Source organism: Pseudobutyrivibrio sp., assembly GCF_015057185.1.
GTDB lineage: Bacteria > Bacillota > Clostridia > Lachnospirales > Lachnospiraceae > Pseudobutyrivibrio.
Genome location: NZ_SVEV01000048.1, coordinates 1 through 14,994, shown reverse-complemented (window position 1 = coordinate 14,994; position 14,994 = coordinate 1). Strand labels below are relative to the sequence as shown.

The 14,994-nt window shown below is 39.8% G+C and carries 14 protein-coding genes and 6 tRNA genes; 17 read left to right on the top strand and 3 right to left on the bottom strand.

All coding sequences use genetic code 11. The features are described 5' to 3' along the window. Positions 1-176: 176 nt before the first annotated feature. The 5 genes from E7276_RS14355 to E7276_RS14335 all read left to right on the top strand — a co-directional run bounded on the left by E7276_RS14355 (position 177) and on the right by E7276_RS14335 (position 596). Positions 177-249: transfer RNA gene (locus E7276_RS14355), tRNA-Asn, on the top strand. A gap of 10 nt (positions 250-259) precedes the next feature. After that, a tRNA-Thr gene (locus E7276_RS14350) sits at positions 260-332 on the top strand. Positions 333-343: 11 nt separating this feature from the next. After that, a tRNA-Pro gene (locus tag E7276_RS14345) sits at positions 344-418 on the top strand. A gap of 16 nt (positions 419-434) precedes the next feature. Continuing rightward, positions 435-505, top strand: a tRNA-Gly gene (locus E7276_RS14340). Positions 506-522: 17 nt separating this feature from the next. Further along, positions 523-596: transfer RNA gene (locus tag E7276_RS14335), tRNA-Arg, on the top strand. A gap of 337 nt (positions 597-933) precedes the next feature. Here E7276_RS14335 and E7276_RS14330 read toward each other — a convergent pair. After that, positions 934-1,006, bottom strand: a tRNA-Pro gene (locus E7276_RS14330). 174 nt (positions 1,007-1,180) lie between these two features. On the opposite strand from E7276_RS14330, the gene E7276_RS14325 reads away from it, so the two are divergent. Then, positions 1,181-1,414 (top strand): hypothetical protein, encoded by a 234-nt coding sequence (locus E7276_RS14325; RefSeq protein ID WP_294219067.1) that lies wholly within the window; start codon positions 1,181-1,183, stop codon positions 1,412-1,414. Positions 1,415-1,456: 42 nt separating this feature from the next. Here E7276_RS14325 and E7276_RS14320 read toward each other — a convergent pair whose 3' ends face one another. Beyond that, positions 1,457-1,708, bottom strand: coding sequence for a hypothetical protein (locus tag E7276_RS14320; protein ID WP_294219065.1), 252 nt, complete (start codon positions 1,706-1,708; stop codon positions 1,457-1,459). A 231-nt stretch (positions 1,709-1,939) separates the two neighbouring features. Here E7276_RS14320 and thyA point away from each other — a divergent pair, with 231 nt between their 5' ends. From thyA to deoD, 6 genes are all read left to right on the top strand, one after another. Then, a complete protein-coding gene (gene thyA / locus E7276_RS14315) occupies positions 1,940-2,791 on the top strand; it encodes a thymidylate synthase (protein ID WP_294219062.1) in 852 nt (283 codons plus the stop codon). A 168-nt stretch (positions 2,792-2,959) separates the two neighbouring features. Then, the gene (locus tag E7276_RS14310; protein ID WP_294219058.1) at positions 2,960-3,445 is read left to right on the top strand and encodes a dihydrofolate reductase; all 486 of its coding nucleotides are present in this window, start codon (positions 2,960-2,962) and stop codon (positions 3,443-3,445) included. Between the two features lie 37 nt (positions 3,446-3,482). Further along, positions 3,483-5,177, top strand: coding sequence for a biosynthetic-type acetolactate synthase large subunit (ilvB, locus tag E7276_RS14305; RefSeq protein WP_294219056.1), 1,695 nt, complete (start codon positions 3,483-3,485; stop codon positions 5,175-5,177). A 14-nt stretch (positions 5,178-5,191) separates the two neighbouring features. After that, a complete protein-coding gene (gene ilvN / locus E7276_RS14300; RefSeq protein ID WP_294219071.1) occupies positions 5,192-5,701 on the top strand; it encodes an acetolactate synthase small subunit in 510 nt (169 codons plus the stop codon). 9 nt (positions 5,702-5,710) lie between these two features. Then, positions 5,711-6,973, top strand: coding sequence for a cell wall hydrolase (locus tag E7276_RS14295; protein WP_294219053.1), 1,263 nt, complete (start codon positions 5,711-5,713; stop codon positions 6,971-6,973). Between the two features lie 94 nt (positions 6,974-7,067). Continuing rightward, positions 7,068-7,784: a purine-nucleoside phosphorylase gene (gene deoD / locus E7276_RS14290; protein WP_294219050.1), complete on the top strand. Its 717-nt coding sequence runs from the start codon at positions 7,068-7,070 to the stop codon at positions 7,782-7,784. Between the two features lie 58 nt (positions 7,785-7,842). On the opposite strand, the gene E7276_RS14285 is transcribed toward deoD, so the two are convergent. Then, positions 7,843-8,802, bottom strand: coding sequence for a hypothetical protein (locus E7276_RS14285; RefSeq protein WP_294219047.1), 960 nt, complete (start codon positions 8,800-8,802; stop codon positions 7,843-7,845). Between the two features lie 463 nt (positions 8,803-9,265). Between E7276_RS14285 and E7276_RS14280 the strand changes: the two genes are divergently transcribed. The 5 genes from E7276_RS14280 to E7276_RS14260 all read left to right on the top strand — a co-directional run bounded on the left by E7276_RS14280 (position 9,266) and on the right by E7276_RS14260 (position 14,816). After that, entirely contained in the window at positions 9,266-10,468 is a 1,203-nt protein-coding gene (locus E7276_RS14280; protein ID WP_294219044.1) for an acetyl-CoA C-acetyltransferase, read from the top strand. A gap of 232 nt (positions 10,469-10,700) precedes the next feature. Continuing rightward, positions 10,701-11,573, top strand: a complete 873-nt coding sequence (locus E7276_RS14275; RefSeq protein ID WP_294219042.1) for a 3-hydroxyacyl-CoA dehydrogenase NAD-binding domain-containing protein — start codon at positions 10,701-10,703, stop codon at positions 11,571-11,573. A gap of 208 nt (positions 11,574-11,781) precedes the next feature. Beyond that, positions 11,782-12,951 carry an acyl-CoA dehydrogenase gene (locus E7276_RS14270; RefSeq protein WP_294219040.1) on the top strand — a complete coding sequence of 390 codons (1,170 nt, stop codon included), beginning with the start codon at positions 11,782-11,784 and terminating at the stop codon, positions 12,949-12,951. 17 nt (positions 12,952-12,968) lie between these two features. After that, positions 12,969-13,751: an electron transfer flavoprotein subunit beta/FixA family protein gene (locus tag E7276_RS14265; RefSeq protein ID WP_294219038.1), complete on the top strand. Its 783-nt coding sequence runs from the start codon at positions 12,969-12,971 to the stop codon at positions 13,749-13,751. An 18-nt stretch (positions 13,752-13,769) separates the two neighbouring features. Next, on the top strand, positions 13,770-14,816 hold the full coding sequence (locus E7276_RS14260) for an electron transfer flavoprotein subunit alpha/FixB family protein (RefSeq protein WP_294219035.1): 1,047 nt from the start codon (positions 13,770-13,772) through the stop codon (positions 14,814-14,816). Positions 14,817-14,994: the final 178 nt, after the last annotated feature.

The following is a 14,994-nucleotide window of genomic DNA, read 5'->3' as shown; positions in this document are numbered from 1 at the left end:
CGCATTCAGCTGATGAATACTAATAGATCGAAGGTTTATTCTAAAAAAAGATGTTTAGCGAATTCGGACTACTAAGTCTTACTGTGTGAAGTTTTGAGGTTGCTATAGAATAGCAATAAGGTAGCAAGCATAATTGCTTGCTATTTTGAGAATTTTTAGATACTAAATACTAATAATCCTCAATAGCTCAGTTGGTAGAGCACTCGGCTGTTAACCGAGTTGTCGTAGGTTCGAGTCCTACTTGGGGAGTTCATGATATGCCGATGTGGCTCAATTGGCAGAGCAGCTGATTTGTAATCAGCAGGTTATCGGTTCGAGTCCGATCATCGGCTTTCATATTTTACGGGGTGTGGCTCAGTTTGGCTAGAGCACCTGGTTTGGGACCAGGGGGTCGCAGGTTCGAATCCTGTCACCCCGATTTCAATTTAATATATGCGGGTGTGGTTCAATGGTAGAACATCAGCCTTCCAAGCTGAATACGTGGGTTCGATTCCCATCACCCGCTCTTAAATTTAATAATATGTGTGTGTAGCTCAGCTGGATAGAGCACTTGGCTACGGACCAAGGTGTCGGGAGTTCGAATCTTCTCACGCACGCTAAAAGCCTGAAAAAATTTTTCAGGCTTTTTTATTTAAATATAACAATCAAAATGATTATTTTTCCAAACGGTTGAACTACTATTAAGTTTATTTTCTTCTACATTAATTTTTTCAATAGATGTGCATTTGGGAGTAGCAACTGCTTTTTCGTAAGCCGAAAGAAATGAATTACCAGTTGTTAACTTTGCTCCATACACATCCTTTAAAACATATATGTTGGAAACATTCATAATTCCGTACCTTTATTATATTGAGCTATTTTACTGTAGAATTATTACATGTTAATTTGGGGATGATTTGATGTTAAAGTGACGATATATTGAAGATTTTAGAATCGGAGTGACGCGATTTGAACGCGCGGCCTCTACATCCCGAATGTAGCGCTCTACCATCTGAGCCACACCCCGATACATAAGTTGTTTAAAAGACACTGTTGAAATTATACTATAGATTCAAAAAAAATAGTAAAAAAAAATTAAAAATGGACACAGAATATGAACAAAATGATGATATCATTTCAGATATATCGGGTGCTGTAAATGTAAATAGTGTTCAGTGGCTATTGCTGTGGAGGGTAAAATATGATTGGTTTGCAAGAAGCTATCGAATTAGCAAAGAAAGAAAATAAAGCTTTTGATTTGTGGAAAGAATATAAATCACTTTATGTTTTTAGTCAAAGTATAGAGGATAGCAAGTTTAATGGACCACTTGTCATACTTAAACATAATGGAGAATCGAGACCATTTTCAAATTGGTCTGTAAAATATCCAGAGACACTGTCGATGGCTCAGTTTATTAAAAATGGAGCTTGCTAAATTAGGAAATTAAAAAGTCACCTCATTAAGAGGTGACTTTTGTTAGTTTAATGTAGAAACATAATCTTGAATTGCTGATGCATTTATTTCGTGATATTCAATCGTTGATGCAGCTAATTCAGCCTGTGATTCTTGAACTTTTGTATAAATCGAAAAACCAATCCAACCAACAATAGCTAAGCCAATTATTGAAACACAAGCAATGCTAAAAAATTCCTCAAGTTTCTTTTTTCTTAAAAGTGATCTACGATGAGTTTTCTCGTATTTTTTCTTATCTACTTTCTCTTGACTCATTTCTTCTCCTTAACAAGAACCATGTATTTTCCAAGGAAGGTTCTAGTCATACATAACTACAAAATATAGTAACTCAATAAGTCCCATTTATCAAGGAAAATCTAGCTAGAATAATATTTTCGTATAATATTAAATATGGTGTTCAAAACCCAATATATTGTGGTAGAATTAATTTGAATATTTATAAGCTAAAATGAGAAAAAAGGTTTTATATCTCAAAGGAGAGAATAAATGAGTAAAGCAGATATTATTTTTAAAGAAATGTGCCGTGATATTTTAGAGAACGGTACTGACACAAAAGATGAAATTGTTAGACCTATCTGGCAGGATACAGGGGAAAAGGCCTATACTATAAAACAATTTGGCGTAGTAAATAAATATGATTTGAGAGAAGAATTTCCTGCGTTAACACTTAGAAAAACAGCTTTAAAGTCATGTATGGATGAAGTTTTGTGGATTTACCAACGTAAATCTAATAATATTCATGATTTAAAGCCTCATGTATGGGATGAGTGGGCTGATGAAAATGGATCAATTGGAACAGCATACGGATATGTAGTTGGTGAAAAGTTTGAGTTTAAGGGTGAGCAGATTGACCAGATGGATTATGTTCTTAAACAGCTCAAAGAGACACCATATTCTAGACGCATTATGACTAATTTATATCAGTTCCATGATTTGGCTACAGGTCATCTAGATCCATGCTGCTACTCAGCTACATACAATGTAACAAAGGACCGTGAGACAGGGAAGCTTGTTCTTAACATGGTTTTGAATCAGCGTTCACAGGATATACTTGCTGCAAACAATTGGAATGTTTGTCAGTATGCCATTCTTCTAATGATGGTTGCACAGGTTAATGATATGATTCCAGGACAACTTATTCACGTTATCGCTGATGCTCACATTTACGATAGACATGTTGATGCAATTAAAGAATTACTTAGCCGTCCAGAGCTACCAGCTCCAAAGGTACGTCTCAACCCAGAGGTTAAAAATTTCTACGACTTCACCACAGATGATCTTATTGTAGAAGGATATGAGGCAGGCGAACAAATAAAAAACATCCCTATTGCTGTTTAAAAAGCAGTCGAGAGGGGCCCGCTTGCAGTCGAGAGGGAACCGTAAAGTACTAATTGCTGTTTAATGAGCAAGTAGTTGACAAGCTCTTAGGTTTCTCAAGTGAGACGTGCTGTCGAACGGAGAAACACTAAGGCTTGTAAGCGTAACTTGCGGACTTGGAGGAGATTAATGAATTTAATTGTTGCGGTAGATAGAAATTGGGCCATAGGCAAAGACAATAAGCTGTTGGTGAGCATTCCAGATGATATGAAATTTTTCCGTGAGACAACTACAGGCAAGGTAGTGGTCATGGGAAGAAAAACACTAGAGAGTTTTCCTAACGGTAAACCTCTTAAGAATAGAGTCAACATTGTTTTGACAAGAGATAATAACTATATGGTGAATGACGCAATTGTTGTTCATTCTAAGGAGGAACTCCAAAAAGAACTAGAAAAATACAGTTCTGATGATGTTTACATAATCGGTGGAGAGAGCATCTATAGGATGATGTTAGATGACTGTAGTAGAGCATACGTTACATATGTTGATTATGCTTATGATGCAGATACATTTTTCCCTAATTTAGATGAGGATGCTGCTTGGACACTTGCAGAAGAGTCAGAAGAACAAACATATTACGATATAGAATTTTACTTCAGAACATATACAAAATAGCAACCATTAACTAGCACATTTTATGAGGACGTAAATAATGGCACTTAATATCACAGGACGTAAGTTATTTGTAAAGGCATTGAAGGAAGAGGGCGTAGACACAATTTTTGCCTATCCAGGCGGTATGATTACCGATATTGTGGACGAGCTATATAAGACCGAAGGAATTCGTGTAATTCTAGGGCGTCATGAACAAGCTCTAGTGCACGAAGCAGAAGGCTATGCCCGCGCCACAGGAAAAACTGCCGTCGTCCTAGTGACCTCAGGACCAGGCGCAACCAATACTATCACAGGTATTGCTGACGCTTATTATGACAGTATTCCTATGGTTATTTTTACTGGTCAGGTGCCACTTCACCTTATAGGAAATGATGCATTCCAAGAGGTTGATATTGTTGGTATGACGCGTTCCATTACAAAATATGGTGTGACTGTACGAAACCGTGATGAAATGGGACGACTGATTAAGATGGGATTTCAAGTTGCATCTACTGGCAAGCCTGGACCAGTTCTTATTGATATACCAAAGGATATTCAGACTATAACTGGTGACCCTGAATATCCTAGTCATGTAGATATAAGGGGATACCATCCAAATGAGACAGTTCATATTGGTCAGTTAAAAAAGGCATATAGACTTTTGAAAAATGCTAGTAGACCACTTATCCTTGCTGGAGGTGGTGTTAGAATTGCTGGTGCCCAGAAAAAACTGTTGGAATTCGCTACAAAAATGAATGTTCCAGTTACCACAACTGTAATGGGAAAAGGCGTAATGCCAGAGGATTCTCCATTATACATTGGAAATTGTGGAATGCACGGAAGGTTCGCCGCAAATAAAGCGGTAACAGAATGTGATGTACTCTTTTCAATCGGAACACGTTTTAACGATAGAATTACTGGTGAGTTAGATGAGTTTGCACCAAAAGCTCAGATTGTCCACGTAGATATTGCATCTGCTTCTATTTCGCGAAATGTAGTGGTAGATGTTCCTGTAACTGCTGACGCAAAAATCGCTCTTGAGCGTCTAGCAGAATATGCCGAGCCAATGAAAACCGAAGAATGGTTAGGTACAATTCGTCAGTGGGAGAACGAACATCCATTAGGCATGCCTACTAGTAACAAAATTGGAATATGCCCGCAAACAATTTGTGAAGGTATAAATCAGGTATTTTCGGATGCTAATATTGTTACTGACGTAGGACAGCATCAAATGTGGGCTAGTCAATTTATAAAATTGCACAAGGGCCAAGAGTTCATTACATCTGGTGGTCTTGGAACCATGGGCTTCGGATTCCCAGCTGCTATTGGTGCTGCTGTAGGCAATCCTAAAAAGCACACATTGCTGATTACCGGTGACGGTGGTTTCCAAATGAATATGCAGGAAATGGCTACGGCTATGACTGAAAAAATTCCAGTTGTTATATGTATATTTAATAATTCTAATTTAGGTATGGTTCGCCAGATGCAACAGTTATTTTACGGCAAAAGGTATGAGATAACTGATTTGTCTGCCGAGGACGGAAATTATTATCCTGATTTTGTTAAATGGGCGGATAGTTATAACTGCAAGGCAATTAGAGTAACAGAGCCAGATCAAGTTATTCCTGCATTAAAAGAGGCAGCGAAAGTTAAGGGTGCTCCAGTGGTGCTTGATTTTGTTGTTTCACCAGATGATTTGGTACTTCCTATGGTTAAAAGTGGCACACCACTTAGCGAGATGATACTGAGGTAATTGGCATGGAAAAAATGAAAAATAGATGGATTGCATTATATGTAGAGAATCAGGTAGGTGTACTAGCAAAAGTATCAGGCTTGTTTTCGGCTAAGTCTTATAATTTGCAGACCTTAACAGTTGGTACAACAGAGAAGGATGATGTTTCTAGAATGACAATTTCTGTTAAGGCTGATGATGTTACTTTTGAGCAAATTAAAAAGCAATTGAATGCTATGGTTGAAGTAATAAAAGTAATTGATTTGACAACCATTCCAATTCACATGAAAGAAATATTGTATGCCAAGGTTTTGGGCATAGATGCTGCTGGAAAAACAGAAGCTTTTCAAATAGCTGAAGTTTTTGATCAAGCTGGAAGAGTGCGCATTACAGACATAGGCTCAGATAGTGTATTGTTTGAATGTACTTTAACAGAGCGTAAAAATAATGAGATAATAGCGCTTCTTAAATCTAGATTTAAGAGAATAGAAGTGGTAAGAGGCGGAGCAGTAGCAATTGAGTCTATCTCAAGCTCTTGCCGTTAGGAGAATTGTATGAAGAAAATTCGAGGGTGTTTGGCTATCCTTCTTTTGATGGTGGTGTGTTTTTACTCTACTTCAGCAAAAGCTTCGCAATCAGAGGTTGATAGACTGAAGGAAGAATCCGAAAATGCATCCCAGGCTGTTGATGAAATAAATAACCAAAAAGAGCAGGCTGAAGAAATTCAAAATCAGCTAGAGGGCCAAGCCGATAGCTTGTCGGGACAAATTACAAATTTAAATACTCAAATAACGACAGTATCTGGTCAGATTTCTGACACAGAAGAAAATATAGCGCTTGTTACTGCTGATATTGAATTACTTAATCAGCAGTTGGAGGAGACACAGGCTCAGTTAGACTCCCAAAGAGAGGCTATGAAGCGCCGCATCCAGTATATGTATGAAAATCAGTCTACAAATACACTTGTAAACTATTTGGAGAGCGGTTCAATGGCTGAGTTTTTGCAGCGATTGGAGTATTTGGCTGAGATTACCGAATATGACGAAAATGCTATAGCGAAATTTGAAGAGACGCAGGCTGCTCTTGAAGAGACCAAGGCTTCAATTGAAGATAAAAATGCTGAGTTGGCAGCTTATCAAGATACATTAGAGTCACAAAAATCAGAACTTGGTGTGTTAGTTAGCAACACTGCAACTGCCCTTGATACAACAAATTCTCAAATCGCAGATACAGAAGCTGCTATTGCGGAGTTGGAAAAACAATTAGAAGAAGCAAAGGCTTATGAACAAAGGGTACAGCAGCAATATCAGGCAGCTCAGGTGGCTTTGGCTGAACAATTAGCTGGTGAATCCGGTGGATACTCAGGTGGATATAGCACAACTGATGAGGAGACTTTATTACTTGCTGCGCTTATCCAGGCGGAGGCGGCTAATCAGGGAGATGCAGGAAGACTGGCTGTAGGCTCTGTTGTAATGAACCGAGTTGCAAGCTCTAAGTTCCCTAATAGTGTTTCAGGAGTCATATATTCATCGGGACAATTTGCACCGGTTACTTCTGGACGTGTGGCTATTATTCTTGCTGAAGGGCCGAATAGTGCCTGCCAATATGCCGCTTCACAGGCAATAGCAGGTAATACTAATACAGATGCGTTGTTCTTCTGTACCTATTCATATGCGCAGAATCTTCATAATGAACAGGTGGCAGCAGAGCAGGCCGCTGCAGAGGCAGAAGGCCGTGAACCAAATGAAGGTGTAGGCTTTTTGGATAGAACTTCTGGAACAGTAATTAACGCGCACTACTTCTATAATTACAAATAGGCTGTTATAATTGAAATGAACAGTCAGTTGAGATAGAATGTAATCTCGACTAAAAATTAAAATATAAATTAATTAATACAAGGAGGTCAATGATATGGCAACACCACATAATGAGGCGGAAAAAGGGGATTTTGCAAAAACAGTCCTTATGCCTGGCGATCCACTTCGTGCTAAATTCGTAGCAGACAATTTCTTAGAGGACGTTAAGTGTGTAAACACAGTTCGTAATTGTCTTGGTTTTACTGGTACATATAAGGGTGTCCCAGTATCTGTTATGGCTAGTGGAATGGGTATGCCTTCTATTGGTATTTACTCATACGAGCTTTTCGCTTTCTATGATGTAGAAAATATCATTAGAATTGGTTCCGCAGGAAGCTATACAGACAAGCTTAATGTACTTGACGTTGTAATTTCTGAGAGTGCATATTCAGATAGTACATTTGCTAAGTATACAAATGGTGTAGAGGAGAAAACTTTATACCCTAGCAAAAAGATTAACGACATTGCTATTGCTAAGGCAAAGGAACTTGGCATTGATGCAAAGGTTGCAAAGGTACACTCTGCAGATCAGTTCTATACAGCACCAGAGATGGGTGGATGGAAAGCAGTTAAGGAGCGTTGCGGTTGTGACTGTGTTGAAATGGAGAGCTTTGCACTTTTCAATAATGCAAATATGCTCGGTAAGAATGCTACATGTATGCTTACAATTTCAGATTCATTTGTAACTTCTGAGGAGATTCCAGCAGAGGAGCGTCAGAAGTCATTTACAGAGATGATGAAACTTGCTTTAGAGACAGCAATTGTCCTTTAATTAGAGAAAAATAAAAAGTTGTAGTCAATCCATTATGGAAGGACTACAACTTTTTTTACTATTTTTGCTGATGGGCAATTTCAGGACTTAAAAAGAAAGAGATTAATTCGATGCATTCTTTGATTTTAGTGACTTCTGAAATGTCGAAATTGGCTATATATAAAAATCCGATTGTTTGCTTTTGATGAGATAAAGGCACTAGGCAAAGGCTCTTTACATTGTCTCTACGAAGTGTAAATACCCATTGAGGTGCTTTATTCTCGTATAATTGCATATCGTTTTCATCTTTGATTATGATAATATTGGTGTCTTTTAGTAAATCGTTCCACGTGTCAAATAAGTCATAAGAAAACTCGTTAAAAATCTCTTTAACTGAAAAGGCATTATTTAAAATATCCTCGCAGATAATATCAAATGTACGATTAGATGGATTTATGGAAATCATTGCTGCAGTGAAGGAGTTAGTGTATTCTCTAATGTCTCTTGCAATTGATTTCATGGTAGTTAAATAATCCGAATCGTCCCTTAGCCTTAGACAGGTTTTGACTATAAAGCTAGATATGTCAGGGGACACATCTGCATAAATAGAAGGCTCCATTTCCTTGTTAAGTCGGAACATAAACTGGCAATAACGAACGTTATCCTCGTGCTCACAGCTTATTGGGGATAGGAAATCCTCAGTCCAATAGCCATATAATTTTGTTGTATCAACATATGTGTGTATAAACTCGCCACCCCATGCTGATCTGAAAACTATATCATCAAATTTTGGTTCCTTCGGGATATAAATATCATAAGGCTTGCCAATAATATGCTCATCAAAGGATTCGTATTTAATTCCAAGTTCACTGGATGAGTCGAAAACACTGTAAAAATTTCTTTTAAAGGGTTCGTTTACTGCTACAAAACGGATTGTACCGCAGCTGCCATCTGGGGTTTTCTCGGCAGAGAGAATGCAGGCAGCCAATCTTGAAAATCTAACGTATTTCTGTAAGTCTTCGTGTAATGTATTGTTCATGTCTATCACCATTTTTCCATAAATTATTCTATTATGATTATAGCATTATAAAAATAGCATGTGCGAATTTAAAGTGAATTTTCGGTGAAAAATATACAATTTGGAAACTGAAACAAGGATGTACAGTTTCTATCTAAACGAAAATAAAAGGATTATTGATAAAAATTTAACGAGTGGCATGCAGAAATTGGTCAAAAGATACAAGAATATTCTGAAAATAATGATTTGAATGATAATTATGACAAAATTTTTATTTGAATTTCACAACAAACTGTGTTAACATTTTCCCATCGGCGGCGTAGTGAGGTTTATTTTTTTTAGTCCGGCTCGTTAAAAAATTAACAGTTTTAAAGATGCAAAATTGTATATTATGTACAAATTAAGTTTTTTAGCGAAAAAGACTGACAATAAACTCCTGCGACCTAAAATAAAAATAGTATTTCTTACAAAGGAGAAAGAAAACATGGGAAAAAAAGTAGTTATTGCAAGTGCATGTAGAACAGCAATCGGAACAATGGGCGGTTCACTTAGCACAATTCCTGCACCAGATCTCGGTGCAATCGTTATCAAGGAAGCAGTTAAAAGAGCTGGTATCAAGCCAGAGGATGTTGAACATGTTTACATGGGATGCGTTATCCAGGCTGGATTAGGACAGAACGTTGCTCGTCAGGCAGCTATCAAGGCTGGTCTTCCAAATGAGACAACAGCAGTTACTACAAATGTTGTTTGCGGTTCAGGTCTTAACTGTGTAAACCAGGCAGCTCAGATGATCATCGCTGGTGACGCTGATGTTGTTGTTGCTGGTGGTATGGAAAACATGTCATTAGCTCCATTCGCACTTCCACAGGGCCGTTTTGGTTACAGAATGACATGGCCATCAAACAGCCAGGGTGCTTTAGTAGATACTATGGTTAAGGATGCTCTTTGGGATGCATACAATGATTACCACATGATTAAGACTGCAGATAATGTTGCAGAGCAGTGGAAGCTTACAAGAGAAGAGCTTGATGAGTTTGCAGTAAATTCTCAGAACAAGGCTTGTGCAGCTATCGAATCAGGTGCATTCAAAGATGAGATTGTTCCTGTAGAAGTTAAGAAGAAGAAGGAGACAGTTCTTTTCGATACAGATGAAGGCCCAAGACCTGGTACAACAATGGAAGGTCTTGCTAAGCTTAAGGCTCTTTATCCAAACGGAGTTGTTACAGCTGGTAATGCTTCTGGTATCAACGATGGTGCAGCAGCACTTGTTGTTATGTCAGAGGAGAAGGCTAAGGAACTTGGTGTTAAGCCACTTGTTACATTTGTAGCTGGTGCTCTTGGCGGATGCGCTCCAGAAATCATGGGTGTTGGCCCTGTTTCTGCTACAAAGAAGGCTCTTGCTAAGTGTGGTCTTACAATTGATGATCTTGATGTTTACGAAGCTAACGAAGCATTTGCTGCTCAGTCAGTAGCAGTAGGTAAGGAGCTTGGATTTGATCTTAACAAGCTTAATCCAAACGGTGGTGCTATCGCTCTTGGACATCCAGTTGGAGCTTCAGGTGCTCGTATTCTTGTAACACTTATTTACGATATGCTTCACAACCCAGAGTACAAGAAGGGTCTTGCTACTCTTTGCATCGGTGGCGGAATGGGTTGCGCAACAATCGTAGAGAAATATGAAGGCTAATCGTTAAGACAATAAGACTACGTTTGAACATTTTATTGTTCAAAACATTATAAATATTAAGTGAGTGACAGTTAATTATAGAAGATTCAAATAGCCTGTAATTCTCAAGCTCTTATATTTCTCAAGCGAAGCATTCCACGCTGAGCGGAGAAATATTAGGCTTGTGAATGTAACAGGCGAGAGAAAGACTTAATTAACTGGCTTGGACTAAATTATTCAGGAGGAACTAAAAATGAAAGTAGGCGTAATTGGCGCAGGTACAATGGGCCAGGGCATTGCTAAGGCATTTGCTATGGTTGATGGTTATGAAGTAGCTCTTTGCGATATTAAGCAGGAGTGGGCTGAAGGCGGAAAGGACAAGATTGCTAAGGGTTATGCAAGACTTGTTGAGAAAGGCAAAATGGAGCAGGCAGCTGTAGATGCTATCTTAGCTAAGATTACTCCAGGCGTTAAGGAAGACCTTTGCAAGGATTGTGACCTCATCGTTGAGGCTGCTTTCGAGAACATGGAAGTTAAGAAGACAACATTCAAGGAGCTCGACGAAATCGCTAAGCCTGAGTGCATCTTTGCTTCAAACACATCTTCACTTTCAATCACAGAGATTGGTAACGGTCTTAACCGTCCAATGATTGGTATGCACTTCTTCAATCCAGCTGACAGAATGAAGCTTGTTGAAGTTATCGCTGGTGTTAACACACCTGATGAGACTGTAGATGCTATCAAGAAAATCTCTGAGGAAATCGGAAAGACTCCAGTACAGGTTAACGAAGCTGCTGGTTTCGTAGTAAACCGTATCCTTATCCCAATGATTAACGAAGCTGCTTTCATCAAGATGGAAGGTGTTTCTGATATCGCTGGTATCGATGCAGCTATGAAGCTTGGTGCTAACCACCCAATGGGACCACTTGAGCTCGGCGATTTCATCGGTCTTGATATTTGCCTTGCAATCATGGACGTTCTTTACAACGAGACAGGTGACAGCAAGTATCGTGCTTGCCCACTTCTTCGTAAGATGGTTCGTGGTGGTAACCTTGGTGTTAAGTCTGGTAAGGGATTCTACGTATACAACGCAGACCGTACTAAGACAGCCGTTGATGCAAAGTAATTCGTTACGTTAATAAGCCAGATAAGGCTAAAATCAGTTTATATTAATCCATTGCTCATAGAACTTAAATAGTCTGTAAGCAACAAGCTCTAATAATTCTTAAGCGAGACGTGTTGTTGAGCGAAGAATTCATTAGGCTTGTAGCTGTAACAGACGGGAGAAGTACTAGCGGGCAATGTGACATGAATAAATTAAGGAGATTCAGATCATGGATTTTACATTAGATAAGAAGCATGAGATGGCTAGACAGCTGTTCAGAGAGTTTGCTCAGAACGAAGTTAAGCCAATGGCTCAGGAAATTGATGAGACAGAAGTTTTCCCACGTGAGAACGTTGAGAAAATGATGAAGTATGGCTTCATGGGTATTCCAGTACCAAAGGAGTACGGCGGACAGGGATGTGATGTTCTTACATACATCATGTGCGTAGAGGAGCTTTCAAAGGTTTGCGGTACAACAGGTGTTATTGTTTCAGCACATACATCACTTTGCTGCGATCCTATTCTTACATATGGTACAGAAGAGCAGAAGCAGAAGTTCTTAGTTCCACTTGCAAGTGGTAAGAAGCTTGGTGCTTTCGCACTTACAGAGCCAGGTGCTGGTACAGACGCTCAGGGCGCTCAGACAAAGGCTGTAGAAGATGGAGATTCTTGGGTACTTAATGGTTCAAAGTGCTTCATCACAAACGGTAAAGAGGCAGATATCTACATTGTTTTCGCTGTAACAGATATCGTAGAGGATGCTAAGGGACGTAAGTCTAAGAAGTTCTCTGCTTTCATCGTAGAGAAGGGTACACCAGGATTTACATTCGGTACAAAGGAGAAGAAGATGGGTATCCGTGCTTCTTCTACATATGAGCTTATTTTCCAGGATTGCCGTATTCCAAAGGAGAACATCCTTGGACCTAGAGGAAAGGGCTTTGGTATCGCTATGCACACACTTGATGGTGGTCGTATCGGTATTGCTGCTCAGGCTCTTGGTATTGGCGAGGGCTCAATCGATGCAACAATCGAGTTCGTAAAAGAAAGAAAGCAGTTTGGTCGTCCAATCGCTGCATTCCAGAATACAGGCTTCCAGCTTGCTGATATGAAGGCTCGCATGGATGCTGCTAAATACCTTGTTTACAAGGCAGCTTGCACAAAGGATCAGTACATGGAAGATCACAAGACAAGCTACACAGTTGAAGCTGCTGAAGCTAAGCTTTTCGCTGCTGAGGCTGCTATGGCTGTAACTACAAAGGCTGTTCAGCTTCACGGTGGTTATGGTTACACAAGAGAATATGATGTTGAGCGTATGATGCGTGATGCTAAGATCACTGAAATCTACGAGGGTACATCAGAGGTTCAGAGACTCGTTATCTCTGGCGCAATGCTTAAATAGTAAAGGAGATTAAATACATGAATATCGTAGTATGTATTAAACAGGTTCCTGATACAAAGGGCGGCGTAAAGTTCAACCCTGATGGAACACTTGATAGAGCAAGCATGCTTGCAATTATGAATCCAGATGATAAGGCAGGTCTTGAGGCTGCTCTTAGAATTAAGGATGAGACAGGCGCAAAGGTTACAGTTGTAACAATGGGTCTTCCAAAGGCTGATGATATGCTTCGTGAAGCTCTTGCAATGGGCGCAGATGAGGCAGTTCTTGTAACAGATAGACGTCTTGGTGGTGCTGACACATGGGCTACATCTTCAACAGTTGCAGCTGCAGTTAAGAAGCTTGACTATGATCTTATTATCACAGGTCGTCAGGCTATCGATGGTGATACAGCACAGGTTGGTCCTCAGATTGCTGAGCACCTTCAGCTTCCAGTTATCTCTTATGCAGAGGATATCAAGGTTGACGGAAATAGCGTAATCGTTAAGCGTCAGTATGAGGATAGATATCATGAAGTTAAGGCTCAGATGCCTTGTTTAATCACAGCTCTTTCAGAGCTTAATGAGCCTCGTTACATGACTCCAGGCGGAATCTTCGATGCATATGACAAAGAAGTAACAGTATGGGGCCGTGATGATCTTACAGATCTTGATGATGCAAACATCGGTCTTGCTGGTTCTCCAACAAAGATTGCAAAGGCATCTGATAAGGTACGTAAGGGTGCAGGCGAGAAGGTTGCTCTTGATCCTAAGGAATCAGTAGAGTACATCGTAAACAAGCTTAAAGAAAAGCATGTAATTTAATAAGAGGAGGCAAATAGAATGTCATTAGAAGAATACAAGGGCGTAGCTATATTCGCTCAGCAGGTTGATAATAAACTTAGCTCAATTGCCTTCGAACTTATCGGTAAGGCACATGAGCTTGCAGCAGATTTAGGAACAGACGTAACAGCAGTAGTACTTGGTCACAATATCGCAGATCTTGCAGATAAGCTTGGCGAGTACGGTGCTGATAAGGTAGTTCTTATCGACAACAAGGAACTTGAGACATATCGTACAGAGCCATATGCACAGGCTCTTACAGCTTATATTAATGAGTACAAGCCAGAAATCATGCTCGTTGGTGCAACAGCTATCGGTCGTGATCTTGGCCCTACAGTTTCAGCAAGAGTTAAAACAGGTCTTACAGCTGACTGTACATCACTTGAGATTGGTGATTTCCCACTTCAGGCAAGAGAAGGTCAGGAGCAGAAGCACAATCAGCTTCTTATGACTCGTCCTGCATTCGGTGGAAATACAATCGCTACAATCGCATGCCCAGACAACCGTCCACAGATGGCTACAGTTCGTCCAGGTGTTATGCAGAAGCTTCCTAAGGAGGCTGGTAGAAAGGCTGAGGTTATCAACTTCAACCCTGAGATTAAGGAAAACAACAGATTCGTTGAGATTCTTAACATCGTTAAGAATGTTACTTCTACAGTAGATATCATGGCTGCTAAGATTCTTGTTTCTGGTGGTCGTGGAGTAGGTTCTGCAGAGAACTTTAAGATTCTTGAGGACCTCGCTGAGGTTCTTGGTGGTACAGTATCTTGCTCACGTGCCGTTGTAGATTCAGGCTGGAAGCCAAAGGATCTTCAGGTAGGTCAGACAGGAAAGACTGTTCGTCCAAACGTTTACTTTGCAATCGGTATCTCTGGTGCTATTCAGCATACAGCAGGTATGGAAGAGTCAGATATCATCATCGCTATCAACAAGGATGAGTCAGCTCCTATCTTTGATGTTGCTGATTACGGTATCGTTGGCGATCTTAACAAGATCGTTCCAGCTCTTACAGAGGCTCTTAAGGCAGAGCTTGCTGCTAAGAACTAATTACCATTTTTGAGGCAATATCTACTCTTTAATTAGATTAGATTTTTCCTATAATTTCTTTCTTTAATTTTATGAGGGCGGGTCCATTTGGACTCGCCCTCAATGGTTTGCGCGCCATGGGCGCGCTCCAACGGGTGAAAGTCCCGAATACGCCTAGGTAACAAGGAAGTATATAGCT